The 22,933-nt window shown below is 72.2% G+C and carries 21 protein-coding genes; 11 read left to right on the forward strand and 10 right to left on the reverse strand.

The window, feature by feature from the left end; genetic code table 11:
* Window positions 1-158: 158 nt before the first annotated feature.
* Window positions 159-1,835, forward strand: coding sequence for a sensor histidine kinase (locus ABD385_RS10910; RefSeq protein WP_344575030.1), 1,677 nt, complete (start codon window positions 159-161; stop codon window positions 1,833-1,835).
* Between the two features lie 271 nt (window positions 1,836-2,106).
* Here the strand turns inward: ABD385_RS10910 and ABD385_RS10915 are convergent, their stop codons facing one another.
* Window positions 2,107-2,982, reverse strand: a complete 876-nt coding sequence (locus tag ABD385_RS10915; protein ID WP_344574912.1) for a Cof-type HAD-IIB family hydrolase — start codon at window positions 2,980-2,982, stop codon at window positions 2,107-2,109.
* 111 nt (window positions 2,983-3,093) lie between these two features.
* Between ABD385_RS10915 and ABD385_RS10920 the strand changes: the two genes are divergently transcribed.
* The 3 genes from ABD385_RS10920 (at window position 3,094) to pspAB (ending at window position 5,754) form a co-directional block, all read left to right on the forward strand.
* Window positions 3,094-3,990 (forward strand): LLM class flavin-dependent oxidoreductase, encoded by an 897-nt coding sequence (locus ABD385_RS10920; RefSeq protein ID WP_344574913.1) that lies wholly within the window; start codon window positions 3,094-3,096, stop codon window positions 3,988-3,990.
* A gap of 201 nt (window positions 3,991-4,191) precedes the next feature.
* Window positions 4,192-5,091, forward strand: coding sequence for a zinc metalloprotease HtpX (htpX, locus tag ABD385_RS10925; protein WP_016570627.1), 900 nt, complete (start codon window positions 4,192-4,194; stop codon window positions 5,089-5,091).
* Between the two features lie 99 nt (window positions 5,092-5,190).
* Window positions 5,191-5,754 (forward strand): PspA-associated protein PspAB, encoded by a 564-nt coding sequence (gene pspAB, locus ABD385_RS10930; protein WP_344574914.1) that lies wholly within the window; start codon window positions 5,191-5,193, stop codon window positions 5,752-5,754.
* 24 nt (window positions 5,755-5,778) lie between these two features.
* On the opposite strand, the gene ABD385_RS10935 is transcribed toward pspAB, so the two are convergent.
* The gene (locus tag ABD385_RS10935) at window positions 5,779-6,321 is read right to left on the reverse strand and encodes an RNA 2'-phosphotransferase (RefSeq protein ID WP_344574915.1); all 543 of its coding nucleotides are present in this window, start codon (window positions 6,319-6,321) and stop codon (window positions 5,779-5,781) included.
* Window positions 6,322-6,439: 118 nt separating this feature from the next.
* On the reverse strand, window positions 6,440-7,054 hold the full coding sequence (locus ABD385_RS10940; protein WP_344574916.1) for a PadR family transcriptional regulator: 615 nt from the start codon (window positions 7,052-7,054) through the stop codon (window positions 6,440-6,442).
* 184 nt (window positions 7,055-7,238) lie between these two features.
* On the opposite strand from ABD385_RS10940, the gene ABD385_RS10945 reads away from it, so the two are divergent.
* Both ABD385_RS10945 and ABD385_RS10950 read left to right on the forward strand, forming a co-directional pair.
* Entirely contained in the window at window positions 7,239-7,829 is a 591-nt protein-coding gene (locus ABD385_RS10945; protein WP_344574917.1) for a DUF3159 domain-containing protein, read from the forward strand.
* Entirely contained in the window at window positions 7,826-9,175 is a 1,350-nt protein-coding gene (locus ABD385_RS10950; protein ID WP_344574918.1) for a carotenoid oxygenase family protein, read from the forward strand. The genes ABD385_RS10945 and ABD385_RS10950 overlap by 4 nt, the downstream gene beginning before the upstream one ends.
* Window positions 9,176-9,334: 159 nt before the next feature.
* Here ABD385_RS10950 and ABD385_RS10955 read toward each other — a convergent pair whose 3' ends face one another.
* The 4 genes from ABD385_RS10955 to ABD385_RS10970 form a co-directional block, all read right to left on the reverse strand.
* The gene (locus ABD385_RS10955; protein WP_344574919.1) at window positions 9,335-10,471 is read right to left on the reverse strand and encodes a MerR family transcriptional regulator; all 1,137 of its coding nucleotides are present in this window, start codon (window positions 10,469-10,471) and stop codon (window positions 9,335-9,337) included.
* 257 nt (window positions 10,472-10,728) lie between these two features.
* Window positions 10,729-11,646: a metal-dependent hydrolase gene (locus tag ABD385_RS10960; RefSeq protein WP_344574920.1), complete on the reverse strand. Its 918-nt coding sequence runs from the start codon at window positions 11,644-11,646 to the stop codon at window positions 10,729-10,731.
* Between the two features lie 124 nt (window positions 11,647-11,770).
* The gene (locus ABD385_RS10965) at window positions 11,771-13,501 is read right to left on the reverse strand and encodes an SDR family oxidoreductase (protein ID WP_344575031.1); all 1,731 of its coding nucleotides are present in this window, start codon (window positions 13,499-13,501) and stop codon (window positions 11,771-11,773) included.
* A gap of 128 nt (window positions 13,502-13,629) precedes the next feature.
* Complete coding sequence (locus ABD385_RS10970; RefSeq protein ID WP_344574921.1) at window positions 13,630-14,496, reverse strand: M24 family metallopeptidase; 867 nt, start codon at window positions 14,494-14,496, stop codon at window positions 13,630-13,632.
* A gap of 330 nt (window positions 14,497-14,826) precedes the next feature.
* On the opposite strand from ABD385_RS10970, the gene ABD385_RS10975 reads away from it, so the two are divergent.
* The 4 genes from ABD385_RS10975 to ABD385_RS10990 are packed head-to-tail and all read left to right on the forward strand — an operon-like array spanning window position 14,827 to window position 18,619.
* Window positions 14,827-15,966, forward strand: coding sequence for an ABC transporter ATP-binding protein (locus tag ABD385_RS10975; RefSeq protein WP_344574922.1), 1,140 nt, complete (start codon window positions 14,827-14,829; stop codon window positions 15,964-15,966).
* Window positions 15,963-16,856 carry an ABC transporter permease gene (locus ABD385_RS10980; RefSeq protein WP_344574923.1) on the forward strand — a complete coding sequence of 298 codons (894 nt, stop codon included), beginning with the start codon at window positions 15,963-15,965 and terminating at the stop codon, window positions 16,854-16,856. The genes ABD385_RS10975 and ABD385_RS10980 overlap by 4 nt, the downstream gene beginning before the upstream one ends.
* Window positions 16,857-16,905: 49 nt before the next feature.
* The gene (locus ABD385_RS10985) at window positions 16,906-17,817 is read left to right on the forward strand and encodes an ABC transporter ATP-binding protein (RefSeq protein WP_344574924.1); all 912 of its coding nucleotides are present in this window, start codon (window positions 16,906-16,908) and stop codon (window positions 17,815-17,817) included.
* A gap of 25 nt (window positions 17,818-17,842) precedes the next feature.
* Window positions 17,843-18,619 carry an ABC transporter permease gene (locus ABD385_RS10990; protein ID WP_344574925.1) on the forward strand — a complete coding sequence of 259 codons (777 nt, stop codon included), beginning with the start codon at window positions 17,843-17,845 and terminating at the stop codon, window positions 18,617-18,619.
* 96 nt (window positions 18,620-18,715) lie between these two features.
* Here ABD385_RS10990 and mltG read toward each other — a convergent pair whose 3' ends face one another.
* The 3 genes from mltG to ABD385_RS11005 form a co-directional block, all read right to left on the reverse strand.
* Window positions 18,716-19,540: an endolytic transglycosylase MltG gene (gene mltG / locus ABD385_RS10995; protein WP_344574926.1), complete on the reverse strand. Its 825-nt coding sequence runs from the start codon at window positions 19,538-19,540 to the stop codon at window positions 18,716-18,718.
* A 257-nt stretch (window positions 19,541-19,797) separates the two neighbouring features.
* Window positions 19,798-21,090: a CynX/NimT family MFS transporter gene (locus tag ABD385_RS11000; protein ID WP_344574927.1), complete on the reverse strand. Its 1,293-nt coding sequence runs from the start codon at window positions 21,088-21,090 to the stop codon at window positions 19,798-19,800.
* Between the two features lie 121 nt (window positions 21,091-21,211).
* Window positions 21,212-21,922 carry a FadR/GntR family transcriptional regulator gene (locus ABD385_RS11005; protein WP_344574928.1) on the reverse strand — a complete coding sequence of 237 codons (711 nt, stop codon included), beginning with the start codon at window positions 21,920-21,922 and terminating at the stop codon, window positions 21,212-21,214.
* Between the two features lie 387 nt (window positions 21,923-22,309).
* Here ABD385_RS11005 and ABD385_RS11010 point away from each other — a divergent pair, with 387 nt between their 5' ends.
* Window positions 22,310-22,786 (forward strand): VOC family protein, encoded by a 477-nt coding sequence (locus ABD385_RS11010; protein ID WP_344574929.1) that lies wholly within the window; start codon window positions 22,310-22,312, stop codon window positions 22,784-22,786.
* The last annotated feature ends 147 nt before the right edge of the window (window positions 22,787-22,933 follow it).

The raw sequence follows: 22,933 nt of genomic DNA on the forward strand, positions 1-22,933 counted from the left end.
CGGGTGGCGCGGGCCGGTCGTCCGCGGCGGACCGGCCGTGCCGGAGAGCTGAACTTTCCCCTGAAATGGGCCCTTATTAGGCTCGGGACATGGCAGTCACGGCAGGATCGCCCCCAGACCCCGTGGACACCGCACGCGCCGGTGGACGCCCGGACCCCATGGACGCCGCCACCGAGGCCACCCGCAGCCTCCAGGGGCTGTCGTCCGAGCTGACCGCCCGGGTCCCGCAGCTGCTGGAGGCGATGCGCACGGTCGGCGCTGGGCTGGACCTGCACATCACCCTGGACCGGATCGTGGAGACCGCCGCCGAACTCGCCGATGCACGCTACGCCGCGATCGGGATCATCGACGACGCCCGCGAAGGGCTGTCGGACTTCGTGACCTACGGCGTCACCGGTACGCAGCACGAACGCATCGGCGCGCTGCCCGACGGCCACAAGGGCCTGCTCGGTGCGCTGATCCACGACCCGAAGCCGGTGCGGCTGGCGGACCTCACGCGGGACCCCCGCTCGGCGGGCTTCCCGCCGGGGCACCCACCGATGCGGTCGTTCCTCGGGGTGCCGATCCGCGTTCAGGGCGAGATCTACGGCAACCTCTACCTGACCGAGAAGCGCGGTGGGGAGTTCAGCGAAGAGGACCTGCACATGGTGCGGGTGCTGGCCACCGAGGCCGGGATCGCGATCGGCAACGCCCGGTTGTACGCGGCGACCCGGCAGCGGGAGCGGTGGATCGACGGTTCGGTGGCGGTGACCACCGAACTCCTCGCCGGCAGCGACGTCGACGACGCGCTCGCGGTGGTCGCCGAACAGGCCAGGAAGCTGGCGGACTCGGCGGCCGGCATCGTGCTGCTGCCGGACGAGGAGGGCGGGCTGGAGGTCGTCGCGGTGTCCGCCGACGACCCGACCGGAATCCTGGGGACCCAGATCCCGCCCGACAGCCCGGTGACCGAACAACTCCTCGCCGGCGAACCGGTCTTCGTGCACGACTCGGCCAGCGATCCGCGGATGGTCACCGCGCTCGCGCCGCGGTTCGGCCCGAGCATGCTGCTGCCGCTCAAGAGCGGTGGGCGGGTGCTCGGCACCCTCGCCACACCGCGGGGCCGTGGCGCCCGGGCGTTCTCCGCCGCCGAACGGACCCTCGCCACCCAGTTCGCCGCACAGGCCGCGCTGGCGCTGGTGCTGGCCGATGCGCAGCGCGACCGGGAGCGGCTGGCGGTCTACGAGGACCGCGACCGGATCGCCCGTGACCTGCACGACCTCGTGATCCAGCGGCTGTTCGCGACCGGGATGATGTTGGAGAGCGCGCAGCGCAAGACCGTGGTGCCGGAGGTGGCCCGGCGCGTCGGCAAGGCCATCGACGAACTCGACATCACCATCCAGGAGATCAGGACCGCGATCTTCGCCCTCCAACAGAGCCCGGCCGAGGCGCCGTCGGGGCTCCGGACCCGGGTCCTGCGGGAGATCGGCACCGCTGCCGTACCGCTCGGCTTCCAACCGTCGGCGCAGTTCGTCGGGCCGGTGGACTCCCGGGTCGGGGAGCGGGCCGGCAAGAACCTGATCGCCGCGCTGCGGGAGGCGTTGTCGAACGCCTTCCGGCACGCCGAGTCGTCCCGGATCGAGGTGGTGATCGACGCGACGGTCAGCCTGCCGGACGGCACTCCCGGCGTCCGGTTGACCGTCGCCGACGACGGGGTGGGGATCGCGCGGGGCGGGCGTCGCAGCGGCCTCAAGAACCTCGCCAAGCGGGCGGAGTCGCTGGGTGGGTCCAGCACGTACGGTCCCGGGCTGGGCGAGGACGACGGGGGGACGATGGTGACCTGGGAGGCGCCGCTTTAGGAGGCGGCGGGGGATGGTGGCCGGCCCGGCCGGAGGCGTTGTTTCACGTGAAACAGCCGTCATTCTCCGGGAGTTGACCGTTTCACGTGAAACATCTCGGTCCGGAAAGCCGTCGTGGTTTCACGTGAAACCACGCGCACTGCGGGAAACCGCTGAACGAACGCGTCAGCTGAGCGAGGGCGTCAGCTGAGCGAGGGCGTCGACCAGCGGTCCGTCGCTGCTCCGGGAGCGGCCGGACCGCTGGTTGACGCCCGCACCGTCCTCGACGTGCTCACCGCTCGTGCAGGATCTGTTCGATCACGGCGGCCACGCCGTCGTCGTTGTTGGACGCCGTGCGGCCCGTGGTGGCCGTCAGCACGTCCGGGTGGGCGTTGGCCATGGCGTACGAGGTGCCCGCCCAGGTGAGCATCTCGATGTCGTTCGGCATGTCACCGAAGGCGACCACCTCGTCCGGCGAGATCCCGCGTTCCGTGCAGCAGCGGGCCAGGGTGCCGGCCTTGCTGACGCCCAGGCCACTGATCTCCAGGAGCGCGGTGGGACTGGACCGGGTGAAGGACGCCAGGTGGCCGGAGGCGGCCCGGGCGAGGGTGAGGAAGGCGTCGGGGTCCAGCTCGGGGTGGTGCGCCAGCAGCTTGAGCACCGGGTGGTCGGAGGCGGCGCCGTTCGTCGGACCGGGGTTGGCCGGTGCGGCGAAATCCTCGGCGAGGAGCTTCTCCGCGGGCGCGATGACCGCGGCCGGGTCGAGGAGGAAGGGCGGGTACTGCGGCTCGTAGTGGATGCCGCTGGTGCGCTCGACGGCGAAGGTGGTGCCGGGAGCCGCCGCGCGCAGGGCGTGGACGACGTCGAGCGCCACCGTGTGGTCCAGCGGGCTGACCTCGACGATCCGGTTCTCCCGGTGCAGATCGACGACGGCCGCACCGTTCGCGCAGATCGCCAGACCGTGACCGTGCACGTGATCGCTGACCACGTCCATCCAGCGGGCCGGGCGCCCGGTGACGAAGAACACCTCGATGCCCGCCTGCTCCGCGGCGGCGAGCGCGGCGATCGTGCGGCCGGAGACCGTCTTGTCGTCGTGCAGCAGCGTGCCGTCGAGGTCAGTGGCGATCAGCCGGGTGGGCCGGGGCGGCGTGGCGGGGGCATCAGTCACGGGGCCATCTTCGCGTACCGGCACGTACAGGCGTGCGGTGGGTGGCCGACGGGAGCCCGGTGCGGAGGCGGCCGGGCGGGGTTTCCGCGGCGCCCCCGTACGCTCGAACGCATGCGACTGAGCACTGTGATCCTGCCCGTCCGCCGCTGGTCCGAAGGCGGGAAGGAGACCTGGCAGCGCGCCGAGGACCTCGGGTTCCACGCCGCGTACACCTACGACCACCTTTCCTGGCGGAGCTTCCGCGACCTGACCTGGTTCGGTGCCCTCCCGACGCTGACCGCGGCCGCCGCCGCGACCTCCCGGATACGCCTGGGCACCCTCGTCACCTCGCCGAACTTCCGGCACCCGGTCACCCTCGCCAAGGAGCTGATCTCCCTCGACGACATCAGCGCGGGCCGCGTCACGCTGGGCATCGGCGCCGGGGGCAACGGCTTCGACGCGACCGCGCTGGGCCAGGAGCCCTGGTCGCCGCGGGAGCGGGCCGACCGCTTCGCCGAGTTCACGGCGCTGCTGCACGAGTTGCTGACCCAGGACGCCGTCTCGCACGAAGGCACGCACTACTCCGCGGACGAGGCGCGCAACGTCCCCGGCTGCGTGCAGCGCCCGCGGCTGCCGTTCGCGGTGGCGGCCACCGGCCCGCGCGGGCTGAAGCTGGCGGCCCGCTACGGCCAGGCGTGGGTGACCACCGGTGACCCCAAGGTGTCGAACGCGGGCGGCACCCCGGCCGAGTCGCGGGAGGCCATCCGCAAGCAGGTCGACGGCCTCGCCAAGGCGTGTGCGGACCAGGGCCGTGACCTCGCCGAACTCCAGAAGATCATGTTGACCGGCTTCACCCCGGACCAGCCGTTGGACTCCTTGGACGCCTTCGTGGACTTCGCCGGCCGCCATGCCGAGCTGGGCATCGACGAGCTGGTCCTGCACTGGCCGATCGCCGATTCGATCTTCGCCACCGACCCGGCGGTCTTCGAGCGGATCGCCACCGAGGGGCTGGCACAGCTCGGCGCGTAGCGGCGTCCGGCAGCGCATCGGCGACGAAGAGCCGCACGTCCGGGTAAAGCCCCGGCCTCCGGCCAGGGCTTTACCCGGTATATAGCCACCAAGAGGGAGAATTGAGGCAGCGGCGCAGTGTGCGGGACCTGGCGCTCGTCGAATGACGGCGCGTGCCCGGGTCGGCGCACTGCGCGAAGTGCGGCGCGTAGTGGAGGAGCCATGGCACAGACCCGATTCGCCCCGGACCGTGGGCTGACCTCGCGCATGGTCATGACGATGTTCTTCATCGGGCTGCTGTACGTCGTGGTCGTCAGTGCGCTGGTGGTGCTGCTCAAGGGCGCCTGGGTGGTGGTGCTGTTGATCGCCGGGGCCATGTTCGTCGCCCAGTTCTGGTTCAGCGATCGGATCGCGGCCTTCAGCATGGGGGCGCACGAGGTCACGCCGGAGCAGGCGCCCGAGCTGCACGGCGCGGTGGACCGGCTCTGCGCACTGGCCGACATGCCCAAGCCGAGGGTCGCGATCGCCGAGTCGGACGTGCCGAACGCCTTCGCCACCGGCCGCAACCAGAAGAATTCCATGGTCTGCGCCACGACCGGGCTGCTCAGGCGGCTGGAGCCGGAGGAGTTGGAGGGCGTCCTGGCGCATGAGCTCTCCCACGTCGCGCATCGCGACGTCGCGGTGATGACCATCGCTTCGTTCCTCGGCGTCCTGGCCGGCATCATCACCCGCGCCGCCCTGTGGAGCGGCGTGGGGCGCAACAACCGCGACCAGAACGCCGCCATCGCGGTGCTGATCGTCACCGCCGTCAGCGTCGTCGTGTACGCCATCAGCTTCCTGCTGACCCGGCTGCTCTCCCGCTACCGCGAACTGTCCGCGGACCGGGCCGCGGCGATACTGACCGGTCGTCCCTCGGCGCTGGCGTCCGCCCTGACGAAGGTCACCGGCCAGATCGCACGGATCCCCACCGAGGACCTCCGCAAGGCCCAGCCGTTCAACGCCTTCTACTTCGCCCCGGCGTTCAACAAGGAGAGCTTCAGCCAGCTGCTGTCCTCGCACCCCACGCTGGAGCAGCGGCTCGACCAGCTGGGCCGGATAGCGGCGCAGTTGGGCCGGCCGTGAGCGGCCGCTGGCGGGACGGCAGTGACCGACGCACGGCGATGTTTCCCGTGAAACACGTCGCCGCGTCACCGGAGCGAAGGATCAAGGAGTAAGCCGCGCATGGGTTTTCTGGACGCCATCCTCGGACGCAGCAAGCCGGTACGCCCGGATCTGGACCAGCTCTTCGCGCTGCCGTCCGCTGCGGTCACCTTGCAGGCCGCGGCGGGGTTCCTCCCCACCGGGCTGGGCTCGGTGTGTTTCGCGAGCGTGGAGGGCGGCACCTTCTCGCGCATCCAGGACGAGGCGCGGGCGCTGCTGGACGGCTCGGTGGAGTTCACGCAGGACGCGTACGGCTACACGTGGCTGTTGGTGCGGCACGCCCCGGAGGACGTGGCGGGCCTGGTCAACGATCTGCACGCGGTCAACACGTCGTTGGAAGAGGCGGGGTTCGGGCCGCAGTTGCTCTGCTCCCTGCTCGGGTTCCGCGATGAGCGGCAGCGGTCGGTGGCGCTGGTCTACCTCTACAAGCGCGGCACGTTCTATCCCTTCGCGCCGCGGCCCGGTGGCGGTGAGAAGCGGGACAACCCGCTCGAACTCCAGGTCCGGGCGATGCTCGGGGACGACCTGACGGTCGAGAAGGACCTGTCCCGGTGGTTCCCGGTGTGGGGCGCTCCCGGGCTCTGACCTGCGCGTTTCCCGAGGGGGAGATCAGCCGGGGAAGCGGAGGAACTCCGGCGGGACCCGTTCGGTCAGCCAGACGCCGTTGGTGCTGACGTGGAAGACGTGGCCGGCCCGGTGCATCGCGCCCGCGTCGACCGTCAGCACGACCGGTGCGCCGCGCCGTGCGCCCACTCGGGCCGCGGTCTCGCGGTCCGGTGAGAGGTGCACGGCATGCCGGGACATCGGGCGCAGCCCCTCGTGCCGGATGGCGGCGACGCTGCGGCCCACCGTGCCGTGGAAGAGGAAGCCGGGAGGCGCCGCCGGCGGCAGTCCGAGGTCGATGCGGACGGAGTGGCCCTGGCGGGCACGGATGCGGCCGCGCTCCAGGGCGTAGCGCTGCTTGTCGTTGTCGGCCTCCACGGTCTCCAGCTCCGCTCGGGAGAACGGGAAACCGTGGCGCGCGGCGGCGTCGATCAGCTCCGCAACGGGAACCCAACCGTGGGCGTCGAGGGTGATGCCGATCCGCTCCGGTTCGTGGCGCAGGTGTTTCGCCAGGTACTTCGAAAGGCGCACAGAGCGCTCGTGGTCCATGGCGTCAGCATGCCGCGGCGTCCGTGCCGCGGCACCCGACATTCGGCGTGGGGCGGACGGGCGGCGCGTCACCGCCGCCAGCGGCCGCGCCGTCGGCGGTGCGCGTCGGACGCCGCACTCACGCGTCGCCGGGCCGCTCGGTGGTCGGCTCCCCGTCCGACTCCGGCTGCCCCGCCTCGTACCGGGCGCGGGCCAGCTCGCTGGCCTTCCTGGCCTTGGCGCTGGTCACCTCGTCGGCGGCCCAGCGGGCCCACTCCTCCATCGTCGCGGACAACCGCAGGCCGTACTCCAGCGCGATCTTCCCGTAGACGGAGATCATTTCGTCGTCCCACTCGGTGCTTTCGTCGACCTGCTTGTAGGAGTCGTGCGCACGGGCGGCCATCTTGGCCTGCGTGAGGAGGTAGGTGCGCGCTTCGAGCGGGGTGAGGATGCCGAGGAAGAAGACCCGCAGCAGGGCGTCGTGGCGCTGCGGGCCGCTGGGGGCGACCTCGGTGAGCCAGTGGCGCAGCTCGGTCAGGCCGTCGGTGGTGATCGCGTATTCCTTGCGGCCGCGCGGGCCGTGGGCGGAGATCTCGACCAGGCCGGCGGTCGTGAGTTTGTTCAGCTCGCCGTAGACCTGGCTCTGGGTCGCCGGCCAGACGCTGGTGAGCGAGGCGTTGAACAGCTTCATCAGGTCGTAGCCGCTCGCCGGGGACTCGGAGAGGAGGCCCAGCACGGCATGTCTCAGGCTCATGACTCGCACATTACCTTCCACAACTGACATGTCAAAGCTGGACTTTCCAACTTCGACATGTCACTGTTGGAATGTCGCTGAGGGTGGGAGCACCCGCCCCGACGCAGCTGCCACCGCGCCCGTCGGCCGGTGCAGCGTCGAGCAGTCGCCCGGCGTGAGCGGGCACGACCGAAATGGGGGGATCATGAACTACCTGCGGAGCTTCATTCCATGGCTGGTCTTCGCGGGGGTGTCCGTGGCCGGCTGGCAGTGGGGGGCGCTCGCCGGACTGGTGGCCTCGGCGGCGCTGCTGATAGCGGACCGCGCGGCGGGACTCGACCTGGAATCCCGGCTGTTGGAGTACGGCACCATCGTCTTCTTCGTGGGCCTGACCGCCGTCGCCTTCGCTCGACCCGACAGCGGACTCCAGGCGTACAGCGGTGCCCTGTCGGTGGGGTGGCTCGCGCTCATCGCCTGGGTGTCGCTCGCCGTACGGCGCCCCTTCACCATGGCGATCGCCCGGCGGATGGCACCTCCCGAGGTCTGGCACACCCCGCTGTTCCGGCGCATCGGCGTCGTCCTCACCGCGGCATGGGCCCTGTCCTTCACCCTCAGTGCTGCTGCCCAGGCCGTGATAGCCGCCTACGGCCTCGGTGCGGGCTGCTCGGTCCTCGTGCAGATCGCCGGATTCGTCCTTCCCCTCCGATTCACCGCCGCTTATCCGGACCGGGCACAGGCCCGCTTCCTGCAGCAGTCCGGCGCGCGGCTCGATGCCCAGGGAGGCATGACCTCATGAGCACACCGCCGTCCACCACGATGCCCGCATCCTCGGCCGCGCCACCGCACCTGGCCGGCAACTTCGCCCCGGTCACCGACGAACTGACCGCCTACGACCTCCCGGTCACCGGCGCCATTCCGCCGGAGCTCACCGGCTGGTACCTGCGCAACGGCCCCAACCCGCAGGACGCCGACAGCCCGCACTGGTTCTTCGGGGACGGCATGGTCCACGGCGTGCGCCTGGAGGGCGGACGGGCCGTCTCCTACCGCAACCGCTGGGTGCGCACCTCGACCTTCGTCGACCGCGTCCCCGTCATCGACGCGCAGGGCCACCACGACCCGACCGCCGGCGTCGCGAACACCCACGTCGTCCGGCACGCCGGTCGCACGATGGCGCTGGTCGAATCGTCCTTCCCCTACGAGATCGACTGCCGACCCGGGCACGAGGGGGAAACCGTCGGACCCCACGACTTCGGCGGCCGACTCACCACCGCCATGACCGCCCACCCCAAAATCTGCCCCACCACCGGTGAGCTGCATTTCTTCGGCTACGGCCGTTCCACGGCCCCCTACCTGACCTATCACCGTGCCGACGCCGCAGGGGAGTTGGTGATCAGCCGTCCGATCGACGTCCCCGCTGCCACGATGATGCACGACTTCCACCTGACGGCCCGCCACGTCGTCTTCATGGACCTCCCGATGGTCCACGACCGCCGAGGTCCCGGCATGCCGTACCGCTGGGATCCGGAGTACGGGGCCCGGCTGGGAGTACTGCGCCGGGACGATCCGCACGGCGAGGTCCGCTGGCTGGCCATCGACCCCTGCTACGTCTTCCACGCGCTGAACGCCCATGACGACGGCGAGCACTGGATCGTCCTCCACGTCTCCCGCTACGCCGCGCTGGACGGCCGCTCGATGCCCTGCCTCTGGCGCTGGACCGTCGACCTCGCCTCCGGCACCGTGACCGAGGAGCAAATCGACGACCAGATGGGCGAGTTCCCGCGCATAGACGACCGGCTTGCCGGACAGCCCGCCCGCTTCGGTCACGTCACCTCCGCCGAGGGGCCGGGCACCGGCGGACGGCCCGGCGCGCTGCTCCGCTACGACCTGAGGACCGGCGTGGCGGCGCGGTACGACTTCGGGCCGGGACGCACCCCGGGGGAGGCGGCGTTCGCCCCCGCTGACGACCGGCCGGGCGGACCGGGCTGGCTGATCACCTACGTCTACGACGCGGCGAGCAACACCAGTGACCTGGTGATCCTCGACGCGGAGGACCTCACGGCCGGCCCGGTCGCCACGGTGTCCCTGCCCCGCCGGGTGCCGTACGGCTTCCACGGCAACTGGCTGCCGGATCCGGCCGTGTGACGCACCCCGGAGGGGTGGTCGGGCGGGAGGGCCCGTCCGGCGTGATCCTTGACAACTGCACAGTGCAGCAAGCCGGGCGGGCCCCAGCACAGGGCCCCGTGTGGGAGGGCGGGGCGCGGGCGTGCGTGAGGTCAGACGCCCGGAGGCGCCCGTCGGCCGTCAGGGACCGGGGGTGTCCCCCTCGGCGGGACGGGGTTCCCGGGCGGCTGCGGTCAGGGCGTCCATGGTGCGGGCCTGCACCTCGCGCTGTGCGGCGGCGGCGATGAAGGCGGCCGCACGCTGCGGCCCGACCAGATCGCGTACGGCCTGGACGCACGTGGTGGGCAGCGACACGGCCTCGGTGTCGGTCGCGGGACGGGGGTCCGCGACCTGTTCGGGAGCCGCTGCCTCCGGTAGGGGCCTCGGCTCGTCCTCGGTCCCCGTCGCGGTCCGCCCGCCGTCGTTCCGCGCGTCCGGAACGGGCGGCTCGGGCCACCACACGGTCGCTGCCGAGGCGCTGTCGGACCGTTCCGTCGGAGGGGTGTCGGATTCCGGCTGGGCGGGCGCCAGGGCCTCGGTGAGGTGGTGACGGATGTACCGGGTGGCCAGGGTCCGCATGGCGCGGGCGAGTTCGGCGTCGATGGTCTGTTGGGCGAGCGGTCGGAGTCGGCGTACCAGCGCGGTGGCCTCCGCCGTCTCGGCCTCGGTGGGGGGATGGTTGAGGAACGCCCGGAAGACGTGCTCGGTGGTGAAGTCCAGGAAACGCGCGGCGATGTGCTCGACCTGGCCGCGCACCTCTCGCAAGTGCCCGGAGATCGCCAGGAGTGGGACGCCCGCCGAGTGCAGTTCGGCGGCGACGGCGAGTTCCTGGGGGCTGGGAACCAGGAACTCGTCGTCCCGGCCGGGGACGCGTTCCAGGACACCGAGGTCGACGGCCTCGCTCACCGCTTGTTCGTCGGGGGTGCCACCGAAGGCGGTGTCGAGGTCGGTGCGGGAGATGCGGGTCGGCTCCTCATCGGTCCACGGCCCGTCGATCTCGGCGACCAGGCCCAGGACGCCGCCCAGGTCGCGTCCGGCGTCCCAGGCTTCGAGGAGCTCCTTGATGCTGGCCAGGGTGTAGCCGCGGTCGAGCAGGTCGGCGATCTGGCGAAGCCTTGCCAGGTGGGCGTCGCCGTACACGTTGGCGCGGCCGCGGCGCTCGGGGCGGGGCAGCAGTCCCCGGTCCTGGTAGGCGCGGATGGTCCGGACCGTGGCGCCGGTGAGATGGGCCAGGTCCTCGATCCGGTACTCGGCCGTCGGCGGCTGCTCGGTCGTCACTGCGGTGCTCCTTACGGGCGGCTCCCTCTCCGAGGAGGGCCGGTGTGCCGGTCAGCCGTCACGGGACGGCTGCCTACCTGGCGGTCGCCCGCGGGTCGCCGTGCCGCGGGCGGGGGATGCCGCGGACCTCGGCCGCGGCACCGTGGGCCGTGCCACGGGCCGGGCGCGGCGGTGCCACGATACGGCTGCCCGGCTGCCTTGGCCGAAGCCCGTGGCGGGCACGGGGCCCGGCCCCGCAGCGCCCGGGCGCGGACGGGTTACCGGAGCGCCGCGCGGCCCACCGCACCCGCTGCGGCGCGGGCGGCCGGGGAGGAGGCCAGGTAGGCGACGGCGGCACGGAGCGACCCTTCCTGCGACGGGTGGTAGGAGCGCCGCAGGTAGCGGGGGACCGCCGCGCCCAGTTCCCGCCAGGTGGGCAACAGCCCCTTGCGCACCGCGCGGTTGTGCGCGCGGAGCGAGTAGCGGGCGGGAGCGGTCAGTTGGGGGTCGTGGCGGAGCAGGTAGGCCGCACCCCAGGCCCAGAGGTACAGCAGGACGGGGGCCGTCACGCCCATGGCCAGGACGCGGCGGGCGTAGCGGGCGGGGTCCGCACCGCCGGCGTGCTGGTACATGTCGAAGGCGACCGCGCGGTGCTCGACCTCTTCGGCGCCGTGCCAGCGGAGCAGGTCGAGCATCACCGGGTCCGGGGCGGCGCGGTCCAGTCCGTCGGCGGCCAGGACCCAGGTGCCGAGCACTGCGGTGAACTGCTCGATGGCGGCGATCAGGGCTAGCCGGAAGCGCAGCCACTCCCGTTCGGGGACCGGGACGCCGAAGGGAGGCCGGTCCCCCAGGAGGTGCTCGAAGAGGAAGTCGACGTGCCGGGTGTAGGGGGCGGTGTCGAGGCCCTGGTGGGCGAGGTGGTCCAGGACGTAGGAGTGCTGGACGCTGTGGGTGGCCTCCTGACCCATGAACCCCTTGACGTCCTGGAGGAGTTGATCGTCCCCGACCAGGGGGAGGGCCTCCTTGAAGACCTTCACGAACCACCGTTCGCCGGCGGGGAGCAGCAGGTGGAGCACGTTGATCACATGGGTGGCGGTGGGTTCGTCCGGTATCCAGTGCAGCGGGGTCTCGCGCCAGTCGAAGGTGACCCGGCGGGGCGCGATGGGGTGGTGCTCCTGGGCGTGTGACGTGCTCATCGGCAGCTCCTGACGTGCGGGATTCTCCTGATCTCGGGGTGGCGGTCGGGCCGGCGGCGGCCGGCGCGACCGCGCACCCGGCACGGGCCGCGGGGGCGGCAGCGGGGGCACGGGCGAGCGGCGGCTACACCGGGGGCTCGATGCGGGCGAGGGCACGCAGTGCCCGCGGGGTGAAGCGGGACAGCAGGTGGGCGCCGCGCGCCTCGGGGGTGACCGGGACCACCGCCTGGTTGCGGACCACCGCGCGCAGGATGGCGTCGGCGACCTTCTCCGGCGGGTAGTTGCGCATCCCGTACATCCGCGCGGCCTTGGCCTGGCGGCGCTTCTCCTCCTCGGCGGAGACCCCGGCGAAGCGGGCGGTGCCGGTGATGCCGGTGTTGACGAGACCGGGACAGATGGCGGTGACGCCGATGCCCCGTCCGGCCAGTTCGGCGCGCAGGCACTCGCTGAGCATGAGGACCGCCGCCTTGGAGGTGCTGTAGGCGGGCAGGATCCGGGACGGCTGGAAGGCGGCGGCCGAGGCGGTGTTGACGATGTGGCCGCCCTGGCCGCGGTCCACCATCCGCCTGCCGAAGATCCGGCAGCCGTGGATGACGCCCCACAGGTTGACGTCCAGGACCTTCTTCCAGTCCTCGGTGGTGGTGTCCATGAAGGAGCCGGAGAGCCCGATGCCGGCGTTGTTGACCAGGACGTCGACGGTGCCGTACTCGGAGTCCACCTTGTCGGCGAGCTTCTCCATCGCCGCCTCGTCCGAGACGTCGACGGCCTCGCCCCAGGCCGCCGGTGCGCCGATCAGCCGGGCCATCTCGGCGGTGCGGCCGGCGCCCTCGGCGTCCCGGTCGACGGCGACGATCCGCGCACCGGCCTCCGCGAACGCGAACGCGGTGGCCCGGCCGATGCCGCTGGCCGCGCCGGTCACCAGGACCAGCTGCCCGCCGAAGCGGTCGGCGTGCGGGCCGGCGGCCACGACGTCCTTGGCCGGGTCGCCCTCCTCCTTCGCGGTGATGAACTCGTCGATCCAGGAGGCGAGTTGGTCCGGCCGGGTGCGCGGCACCCAGTGCTTGGCCGGGAGCGTGCGGCGCACCAGCTGGGGCGCCCACCGGTCGAGGTCGTCGTAGAGGCGCTGGGAGAGAAAGGCGTCGCCGGTCGGGGTGATGAGCTGGACCGGGCAGTGCGCGTAGGCGTCGGGGCGGGGGCGGCGCAGGCGGGCGCGGACGTTGTCGCGGTAGAGCCAGGCGCCGTGGGCCGCGTCGGTGGGCAGCGAGGCGGTGGGGTAGTCGCCGTCGGGCACCTTCTCCACCCGTTGCAGGATGCCCGGCCACCGCTTGCCGAGCGGGCCCTTCCACGCCAGTTCGGGCAGCGCGGGGGTGTGCAGCAGGTAGACGTACCAGGACTTGGCGCCCTGGTTGAGCAGCTGGGCGGCGCGCCCCGGGGTGGGGCGTGCCATCCGCCTCTTGATCCAGTGGCCGAAGTGGTCCAGGGACGGGCCGGACATGGAGGTGAAGGAGGCGATCCGGCCCTCGGTGCGCCGCACGGTGGCGAACTCCCAGCCCTGGACGGAGCCCCAGTCGTGGCCCACGAGGTGGACCGGCCGGTCGGGGCTGACCGCGTCCGCCACGGCCAGGAAGTCATCGGTCAGCTTCTCCAGGGTGAAGCCGCCGCGCAGCGGTCGCGGTGCGGTGGAGCGTCCGCAGCCGCGGACGTCGTAGAGCACCACGTGGAAGCGTTCGGCGAGGCCGCGGGCGACCTCCGACCAGACCTCCTTGCTGTCCGGATAGCCGTGCACCAGCACCACGGTGGGCCGGTCGGGGTCGCCGAGTTCGGCGACGCACAGGTCGATCCCGCCGGTGCGCACCCGGCGCTCCCGGGCCTCCGGGAGTCCGGTGCCGGCCGCCGCCGGCCGCCCTGCGCCCCGTCCCTGCCCTCGGCCGCCTCCCTGTCCTTGGCCTCGGCCCTGGTGCTCGTGCCGTCCGCGTCCCGTCTTCACGCCGCCTTCTCCTCCTGCCAGCGCCGCACGTGCGGCAGATCGTCGTCCAACCAAAAGGCGCTTTCCTGCGGGTCCTTGGAGTCCGTGACGACCAGGATCTCCTCGAACTTCGCTCCCGTGCCCCGGAAGCCGAGGTGGGGTTCGACCGCCCACAGCCCGGGCTGCGGCGGGTGGTCGGAGAAGGAGTACGGACTCCACAGCGGGGACCAGCCGTCCCGGTGGCCGTGCAGCGCGTCGGAGGCGAGGCCCTTGAGGGACTGGGTGCCGAACCCGAAGAGGGTGGGGGACCAGCGGCGCTGCCGGACCCGGTCGACCTTGTGCGCGATGACGCCGAAGGGGTAGGCGCGGTGGCGGTTGGCGTAGCCCTGCCGCACCATCAACCGGTCGACGTCCTGGTAGATCTCGCGCAGCGGGCGGCGCTCGCGGACCTCGCGCAGGATCAGTTCGCGGTGGGCTTCGAGATCGGCCAGCAGCCGGTCGTGCACGGGGTTGAGGCCCAGGCAGCCGGAGTAGCCGATGTCGGCGGTGTAGCCGTTGAGGACCGGTGCCATGTCGAGGATGAACGGCATCCCCGGCTCCAGTTGGCGGTGGGTGGGGAAGAACTGCAGCGGCACCCGGAAGTTGACGAACGCGGTGCGGTCGCCGAACCACGCGAACGGCAGGTGGAACCAGTCCCGTACGCCGCGCTCGCGCAGCCACTCGCGCTGCATCCGTGCCGCGGCGCGCTCGGTGACACCGGGCTTGAGCTGGGCGGCCACCGCCTCCGCGCAGGCGTAGGCGAGCTGCTGCACCTCCCGGAATCCCCTGAGCTCGGCGGTGCGTCCTCCCGTTGCTGCTGAGGTCGCTGAGGTGACTGAGGCCATCGCCAACCGTCCGTCCGTAAGCGGTCCATCGCGGTACGTGCCCGTAACTTGCCACTGATGAATGTGACAATGACTGGAGGCTGCGTCAAGGGGTGTGCGGCCGACCGGCCCCACGGCACGGCGCGACGGTGGGGCACGTGGCGGCGGCGAGGGTGCGGCGCGGTGGCGGTTGCGGTGGCGGGGGACACGAGGAGCGGGATCCGCCCGGGAGGAGTGCCCGGGACCGCCCGGGACCGCCGGGGAAGGCTCGGGAAGGCCCGAGGAGAAGAGGGCGAATGCACCGTTCGCTCCCGGTTCCCGTGCCGCTGAAGCAGGAGAACCCCTACGGGCATGTCGTACCCGAGGGGTAGGCGAAGACCACCGCAGGGGTTGACGACGGGTGTGGGGGGCGCCACTACCGTCGAACACGTGACTGTGATCGTGACCGAAAGCCTAACCAAGCGGTACCCGAGGGTGACCGCCCTGGACCGGCTCTCCGTTGACATCGCCCCCGGCGTAACGGGCCTGGTGGGTGCCAACGGCGCCGGAAAGTCGACCCTGATCAAGATCCTCCTCGGGCTGGCTCCGGCCACCGAGGGGACCGCCCACGTCCTCGGACTGGACGTGACCAAGGACGGCAGCAGCATCCGTGAGCGGGTCGGCTACATGCCCGAGCACGACTGCCTGCCACCGGACGTCTCCGCGACCGAGTTCGTGGTGCACATGGCCCGGATGTCCGGCCTGCCGCCGACCGCCGCCCGGGAGCGCACCGCCGACACCCTGCGCCACGTCGGCCTCTACGAGGAGCGGTACCGCCCCATCGGGGGCTACTCCACGGGCATGAAGCAGCGCGTCAAGCTGGCCCAGGCGCTGGTGCACGACCCGCAGCTGGTGTTCCTGGACGAGCCCACCAACGGCCTGGACCCGGTCGGTCGGGACGAGATGCTCGGCCTGATCCGGCGCGTCCACACCGACTTCGGCATCTCGGTCCTGGTCACCTCGCACCTGCTGGGAGAGCTGGAGCGCACCTGCGACCACGTCGTCGTCGTCGACGGCGGCAAGCTGCTGCGCTCCTCCTCCACCACGGAGTTCACCAAGGTCACCGCCTCGCTGGCGGTGGAGGTCACGGACACCGACGCCCATCCCGACGGCACCGGAGCGCTGCGCGCGGCCCTCACCGCGGCCGGCGCCGCGGTGACCACCGGCGCATCCGGCACCGAGGGGCTGGCCGCCCCGGGGCACGTCCTCTTCGTCGAGGCGTCCGGGGACGAGACGTACGACCTGGTGCGCGACACGGTCGCCGGGCTGGGGCTCGGGCTGGTGCGGATGGAGCAGCGGCGGCACCAGATAGCCGAGGTGTTCCGCGACGCGGACGCGCAGGCGGCGGCCGGTGCACCGGCGCGGTCCGACGCGTCGACGACGGCGCGGCACGCAACGGCGGAGCAGGACACCGATCGGTCCACGACCGTGGGCGGAGGGAACGCAGGATGAGTACGGAAACCACGCCCGGCGGCGCCTACATCCACAACATCGGCTACCGGCACTACGACGGCCCTCGACTCGGCCGCTCCTACGCCCGGCGCTCGCTGTTCTCGCAGAGCCTGCGCGGCGCGTACGGCCTGGGGCGGTCGGCGAAGAGCAAGGTGCTGCCGATGCTGCTCTTCGGGGTGATGTGCCTGCCCGCCGGGATCATGGTCGCGGTGGCGATGTTCACCAAGGCCAGCAGCCTCCCGATCGGCTACACCCGGTACGCCATCTTCCTCCAGGCCGTCATCGGCCTCTATCTGGCGGCGCAGGCCCCGCAGTCGGTCTCCCGCGACCTGCGGTTCAAGACCACGCCGCTGTATTTCTCCCGGCCGATCGAGCGGTCCGACTACGTCGTGGCGAAGTACGCGGCGATGGCGAGCGCGCTGTTCGTCCTCACCGCCGCCCCCCTGGTGATCCTCTACGTCGGGGCGCTGCTGGGGAAGTTGGACTTCGCCGCACAGACCAAGGGGTTCGGGCAGGGGCTGGTCTGCGTCGCGCTGCTGTCGCTGCTGTTCGCGGGGATCGGGCTGGTCGTCTCGGCGCTCACCCCGCGCCGTGGCTTCGGCGTCGCCGCGGTGATCGCCGTGCTCACCATCCCGTACGGCGCGGTCAGCGCCATCCAGGGCATCGCCACCCTCCAGGGCAGTGAGTCCGCCGTCGGCTGGCTGGGGCTGTTCTCCCCGATCACCCTCATCGACGGGGTGCAGTCCACGTTCCTGGGCGGCACCAGTTCCTTCCCCAACGGACTGACGCCGTCGACCGGCGCCGGATGCGTGTACCTCCTCGTCTCGCTGCTCGTCATCGTCGGCTGCTACGGCCTGCTGATGCGCCGCTACCGGAAGGCCGGACTGTGACCTCCCGCCCGTCGCCCGCACACCGCCCCGCAAGGAATGGGCTGCACCCGTGAACACTCTTCACATCGACCACGTCTCGCGCTGGTTCGGCAACGTCGTCGCCGTCAACGACATCACCATGACCATCGGCCCCGGCGTCACCGGCCTGCTCGGTCCCAACGGCGCCGGCAAGTCCACCCTCATCAACATGATGGGCGGCTTCCTCGCCCCCTCCAACGGCACCGTCACCCTCGACGGGACGACGATCTGGCGGAACGCCGCGAGCTACCGCCACATCGGCCTCGTCCCGGAGCGCGAGGCGATGTACGACTTCCTCACCGGTCGTGAATTCGTGCTCGCCAACGCCGAGTTGCACGGCCTGGGCCGGGCCGCGGCGGCCCGGGCGCTGGCCGTCGTCGAGATGGAGCACGCCCAGGACCGCAAGGTCTCGACGTACAGCAAGGGCATGCGGCAGCGGGTGAAGATGGCCTCCGCGCTGGTCCACGACCCGTCGGTGCTGCTGCTCGACGAGCCGTTCAACGGCATGGACCCGCGGCAGCGGATGCAGCTGATGGAACTGCTGCGGCAGATGGGCGACGAAGGCCGCACGGTCCTGTTCTCGTCGCACATCCTCGAAGAGGTCGAGCAACTGGCCTCGCACATCGAGGTGGTGGTGGCCGGCCGGCATGCCGCCTCCGGCGACTTCCGCAAGATCCGCCGGCTGATGACCGACCGCCCGCACCGCTACCTCGTCCGGTCCGACGACGACCGGGCGCTGGCCGGGGCGCTGATCGCCGACCCCTCGACGGCCGGCATCGAGGTGGACGTCGTCGAGGGCGCCCTGCGCATCCAGGCCGTCGACTTCGCCCGGTTCACCGCACTCCTGCCGCGGGTCGCCCGTGACCACGGCATCCGCCTGTTGACAGTCTCGCCCTCCGACGAGTCGTTGGAATCCGTCTTCTCGTACCTCGTAGCGGCCTGAGGCCAGAAAGGAGCCCTGAGGCAGCATGTCCACGACCTCTCCCGCGGCCCCGCCGGCGCCTGCCGCCGCGCCCAAGGCCGCGCTCTTCCACCCGACCGTCGCCCGGCTCACCTACCGGGCGCTGCTCGGCCGACGCCGCGCCCTGATCCTCTTCGCGCTGCCGGCCCTCCTGGTGGCGATCGCGCTGATCGTCCGGGGGCTGACCGGTGCCGACGACACCACGGCCGGCGGCATCCTGGGCGGGTTCGCGCTGGGCACGATGGTCCCGCTGATCGGCGTGATCGCGGGGACGGGCGCGATCGGACCGGAGATCGACGACGGCTCGGTGGTCTACCTCCTGGCCAAGCCGGTCCGCCGCTCGACGATCATCGTCACCAAACTGCTGGTGGCGATCGGGGTGACCGCCGTGTTCTCGGCGATACCGGTGCTGGTCGCCGGGTTCGTCCTCAACGGCAACAGCCAGCAGATAGCCGTGGCGTACGCGGTGGCGGCTGCCGTCGCCTCGATCGCCTACAGCGCCCTGTTCCTGCTGTTCGGCACCCTCACCCGGCACGCCGTGGTCTTCGGCCTGGTCTACGCCCTGGTCTGGGAGGCGTTCGTCGGGAACGTCGTCCCCGGGGCGCGCACCCTCAGCGTCCAGCAGTGGGCGCTCGCGGTCGGGCAGAAGGTGGCCGCCGAGGGGGCGCTCAGCTCCGCGGTCCAACTCCCGCTTGCGGTCTGCCTGTTGGTGGCCGTCACCGGCGCGGCGACCTGGTACGCGGCGCGGCGGCTGAAGTCGCTGACGCTGGCCGGGGAGGAGTGAGCGAAGGCCGTTCCGGCCGGCCGGGGGCGACTTCCCGGTCGGCCCGACCGACCTACCGGCCCGACCGACCTCCCGGCCGGCCCGACCGACGTCGGGTCAGCCGCCGGTGGAGGTGTCGCCGGCGGCGGTGTCCTTCTGGGAGTTGTTGAACTCCTGCACGTTGTGCAGGTGCTCCCGGTAGTCGGCGGTGAAGCGGGTGTCGCCCGGTTTGACGGTGACGAAGTAGAGCCAGTCCCCCGCGGGCGGCGCGGCCGCGGCCTTCAGCGCGTCGGCACCCGGATTGTCGATCGGGGTCGGCGGCAGTCCCTGGAACTTGTAGGTGTTGTAGGGGCTGTTGGTGCGGGTGTCGGCGTGGCTGGTGCGCAGCGTGCTGCGACCGAGCGCGTAGTTGATCGTCGAGTCCATCTGGAGCGGCATGTTCCGGGCGAGCCGGTTGTCGATCACCCGGGCCACCTTGCCCATGTCGGCCGGCCGGTCCGCCTCGGCCTGCACGATGCTGGCGATCACCACCGTGCGGTAGGTGCTGACGCGGTCGGCGGCCAGCCGCTGATCGGCGGTCTTGACCATGTACGTGAGCAGCGATGCCGGCGTGGTGTCCGTGCGCAGCGGATAGGTGGCCGGGAAGAGGTAGCCCTCCGGGTTGCCCCGCGCTTCGGCGGGCAGGTCCAGGTGCGCGGTCTTGGCGGCCTGTGCGGTGGTGCCGTCGGGAACCTTCAGTGCCCGGTCGACGGCCGCGTAGACCTGGCTGGCCCGCTGCCCCTCGGGAACGGTGAGCTGCCCGCTCTGCCGCTCGCGCAGCAGCCGCGGCACGATCAGCACGACGAGGACGACCACGACGCACAGGACGGCGCCGAGGAGGAGCCAGCCGGCGCGGGAGATCCGCGGTCCGGGCCGGTGACCGGTGTGCTGGACGTCGCTCATGGGGGCACGGTAGGCCAGCTCGCCGTGTTGCGGGACCCGCTCGACGCAGCGGACCGAGGCGCGGGACGGCGCGGGCCGGCTGCGGGACGCCGGTGCCGGCACTGCGCGGGGCGGCCCGGGGGCCCCGCCCCGCCCCGGACCGTCGTGAACGGGGCCACTAGCCCGTTGGTGGGGCGGTGGCGCGGCGGTGACGGGCGACGGACGCCGCAACGACCGCCCCCGCCACCACCGTCACCACACCCCGCACCCCGTGGCCCTCACGCCTCCGCCCGCTCCCCGATGCGGCGGTCGCGGCCGGCGCCCAGGCCCAGGAGGGCCAGGCCGGCACAGACGACGAGCAGCAGGCACAGCGGAACGGTCCAGCCGTCGGTGGCCTGGTGGACGGCGCCGAGGGCCAGCGGGCCGACGGCGGCGAGGAGGTAGCCGCCGGTCTGGGCCATGCCGGAGAGCCGGGCGGCGGTGTGCGCGTCGCCGGACCGCAGCACCATCATCGTCAGGGCCAGGCCGAGGGCGCCGCCCTGGCCGACACCGAGCACCGCGGCCCACAGCCAGGCACCGGCCACCGGCGCGATCAGCAGCCCCGTGACGCCGCACGCCATCAGGACGGAGACCAGCACGCCCAGCAGCCGCTGACGGCGCATCCGGCCGGCGAGCGTCGGGACCACGAACGAACCGACCATCTGCACCAGCGTGCTGAAGGCGAAGACCAACCCCGCCTCGCTCTTGCCCATGCCGTGGTCGGTGAAGATCGTCGGCATCCAGGCGATGACCACGTACGCGATCAGCGACTGCGAGCCCATGAACAGGGTCACCTGCCAGGCGAGTGGCGAGCGGGTCAGCTTCGGGCCGTGCTCGCTGGTGTGGGCGGGCGCCGCCGCGGACGCGCCGTGGTGTGTGCCCCGACGGGCGATCACGGCCTGCGGGAGCCAGGCGAGGGCGGCGACGGCGGCCAGCAGCGCCCAGGAGACCAAGGAGCCCTGCCAGCTGCCGAGCGCGTTCTCCAAGGGGACGGCGGAGGCGGCCGAGACGGTCGCGCCGAGGATCATCGCGGTCGAGTAGAGCGCCGTCATGCCCGCCGCCCGGTCCGGGAAGTCCCGCTTGATCAGGCCCGGCATCAGCACGTTCAGCAGGGCTATGGAGCCGCCCACCACCGCGCAGCCGGCGAAGAGCCCGGCGACCGGCGGCGCGATCCGCAGCACGATGCCGCCGCAGAGTGCGAGCAGCGCGCCGCACAGCGCCGCCTCGGTGCCCCAACGCCGCGCCAGCCGTGGCGCGATGACCGATCCCAGGCCCATGAAGACCAGCGGGATGGTGGTCACCAGGCTGCTGGCGGTGGCGGCCAGGTGGAAGTGCTGCGCCATCTCGTTGAGCAGCGGGGAGACCCCGGCGAGCGCCGCGCGCATGTTCACCGCGGCGAGCACGATGCCGGTGAGGAGGAGCGCGGGGTGGGCCCGCAGCCGGCGCCGGGCGGTGGCCACCTGCGGTGCCGGGATCAGGTCTTCCTCGGCGTCGATGAGGTCGACCGGAGCGGTCGAATCGGTCCCTGACATGCGTGCGTACCTAGCCAATCGTGCCCTCGTACCGGGGAGGGCGGAGAAGGTCAGAAGGGGGGAGGGGGACGAGAAGAGGGGTGCGAGGGGGAGAGTGAGGAGGGAGTGGGAGAGCCGGGTCTCACTCGCCGGCGAGGAGGGCCTCCACGGCGCGTTTGGGCTTCTCCAGGAGCGCGCGGGTGGCGCGTTCGGCGGCGTCCGGGTCGCCGTGCGCGATCGCGTCCAGGACGGCCCGGTGGTCGCCGTGCACGATCTTCGGCATCGCCTGGTCGTCCAGCGCGGTGACCAGCGCCTCCCGTACGGAACTGCTGAACCATCCGTAGGTCGCCGTCAACGCGGTGTTGTGTGCGGCCTCGACGACGGCCTTGTGGAAGGCGATGTCGTGGTCGGCGTAGAGCTCCAGGCTGCCGGAGTGCGGCTGGCCCTCGGAGTCCTCCAGCGCGGCCTGGGCGTCCAGGGCCGCCCGCATCCGTTCCAGGTCGGCGGGCTCGTGGCGGAGCGCGGCCAGGCGGGCGGCCTCCGCCTCCAGGGCGATGCGCAGTTCCAGGACGTCACGGATGCCGGCGCGCTGGACGCCGCGCATGATCTCGGCCGGGTCCGCGGTGGAGACGACGAAGGTGCCCTCGCCCTGGCGGGAGCGGAGCATTCCGGCGTGCACGAGGACGCGCACCGCCTCGCGGACGGTGTTGCGGCCGACCTGGAGCTGTTCGGCGAGGGCGTGCTCGGTCGGGATGCGGGTGCCGACCTGCCACTCACCGGCGGCCAGTTGGGCGCGGAGCGCCTCGACGACGGTGTCGACGAGGGATTGCCGTCCTGCTGCCTTGAGTGCCATCGCCCTGATCCCGTGCCCGTTCCTGTGTGTCCGTCGTCGTGCGGGTCGTGTGCCGCGGCGGTCTGCGCGTCGGAGCGCGGCCGCCCACCGGGTCCGGTGCGCCGGCCGACCGGCCCGTTCGCCGATGGCTCCACCTCGCACGTTTGCCCGGTTGCCCAGTCATCCTACAACCAGTTCGTTTCCCTGTGCACCTAAATTGCTCGCGGGGATCCGGAGGAGCGCCCTCCGCCGGCCGTGATCCGTGGCGGGGTGGCGGGCGACGGAGAACAGCAGTGACAACAGTGACAGCAATGACAGCAGCGAACGCCGGCGAATCGGCCACCGGACGGGGCAGAGTGACGGGAGTCGCAGCAGAGCGCAGAGTGGCGCAGGGGGAGAGGAGGCCCGGTGGCGGGCTTTTACCACGTGTGTTTCGTCGTGCCGGACATGGCGGCGGCCATCCGTGACCTGGGGACGGCGGCCGGTGTCGAGTTCAGTGCGCCCCGGGTGGACCGGATCGGGGAGTGGGACTTCCGGATCGCCTTCACGCGGGGCGAACCGCCGTACGTCGAGCTGATCGAACCCGCGCCCGGCGGGCCGTGGGACGTGTCCGAGGGGCCGCGCTTCGACCACCTCGGGTTCTGGACGCGGTCGGTCGAGGACGGGTCCCGGCGGTTGGCGGCGGAGGGGTTCCTCGAGGAGTTCAGCGGCTGCCCCTACGGGCGATCGTTCGCGTACCACCGGGTGGACAGCATCGGCGCCCGGATCGAACTCGTCGACCTGGCCCGGCAGCCGGCCTTCCTCGCGGCCTGGAACCCGGGCGGAGCCCCGATGCCCCCGATGCCCCCGACGCCCCCGGTGGAGCCGGCACCGCCCGGGACGTAACCGGGACGGCGTGGCCCCGGTGGCCCCGGCGCGCCGCGACGTGGAGCCCCCGGTGGCGGAGTCCTGGCGAGCACCACCACCGGGGGCGTTCCCGGGCCCGGACGGCCCCGGGTACGGGGGCGGTCCGGGGCGGAGCCGGGCCCGGGG

Origin of the sequence: Streptomyces lunalinharesii (assembly GCF_039532155.1) — a bacterium.
GTDB lineage: Bacteria > Actinomycetota > Actinomycetes > Streptomycetales > Streptomycetaceae > Streptomyces > Streptomyces lunalinharesii.

Coding starts and splice junctions, on each gene's coding strand:
- ABD385_RS10910 (WP_344575030.1), top strand. CDS start 159: ATGGACGCCGCCACCGAGGCCACCCGCAGCCTCCAGGGGCTGTCGTCC.
- ABD385_RS10920 (WP_344574913.1), top strand. CDS start 3,094: ATGCGACTGAGCACTGTGATCCTGCCCGTCCGCCGCTGGTCCGAAGGC.
- htpX (WP_016570627.1), top strand. CDS start 4,192: ATGGCACAGACCCGATTCGCCCCGGACCGTGGGCTGACCTCGCGCATG.
- pspAB (WP_344574914.1), top strand. CDS start 5,191: ATGGGTTTTCTGGACGCCATCCTCGGACGCAGCAAGCCGGTACGCCCG.
- ABD385_RS10935 (WP_344574915.1), bottom strand. CDS start 6,321: ATGGACCACGAGCGCTCTGTGCGCCTTTCGAAGTACCTGGCGAAACAC.
- ABD385_RS10940 (WP_344574916.1), bottom strand. CDS start 7,054: ATGAGCCTGAGACATGCCGTGCTGGGCCTCCTCTCCGAGTCCCCGGCG.
- ABD385_RS10945 (WP_344574917.1), top strand. CDS start 7,239: ATGAACTACCTGCGGAGCTTCATTCCATGGCTGGTCTTCGCGGGGGTG.
- ABD385_RS10950 (WP_344574918.1), top strand. CDS start 7,826: ATGAGCACACCGCCGTCCACCACGATGCCCGCATCCTCGGCCGCGCCA.
- ABD385_RS10960 (WP_344574920.1), bottom strand. CDS start 11,646: ATGAGCACGTCACACGCCCAGGAGCACCACCCCATCGCGCCCCGCCGG.
- ABD385_RS10970 (WP_344574921.1), bottom strand. CDS start 14,496: ATGGCCTCAGTCACCTCAGCGACCTCAGCAGCAACGGGAGGACGCACC.
- ABD385_RS10975 (WP_344574922.1), top strand. CDS start 14,827: ATGTCGTACCCGAGGGGTAGGCGAAGACCACCGCAGGGGTTGACGACG.
- ABD385_RS10980 (WP_344574923.1), top strand. CDS start 15,963: ATGAGTACGGAAACCACGCCCGGCGGCGCCTACATCCACAACATCGGC.
- ABD385_RS10990 (WP_344574925.1), top strand. CDS start 17,843: ATGTCCACGACCTCTCCCGCGGCCCCGCCGGCGCCTGCCGCCGCGCCC.
- mltG (WP_344574926.1), bottom strand. CDS start 19,540: ATGAGCGACGTCCAGCACACCGGTCACCGGCCCGGACCGCGGATCTCC.
- ABD385_RS11000 (WP_344574927.1), bottom strand. CDS start 21,090: ATGTCAGGGACCGATTCGACCGCTCCGGTCGACCTCATCGACGCCGAG.
- ABD385_RS11005 (WP_344574928.1), bottom strand. CDS start 21,922: ATGGCACTCAAGGCAGCAGGACGGCAATCCCTCGTCGACACCGTCGTC.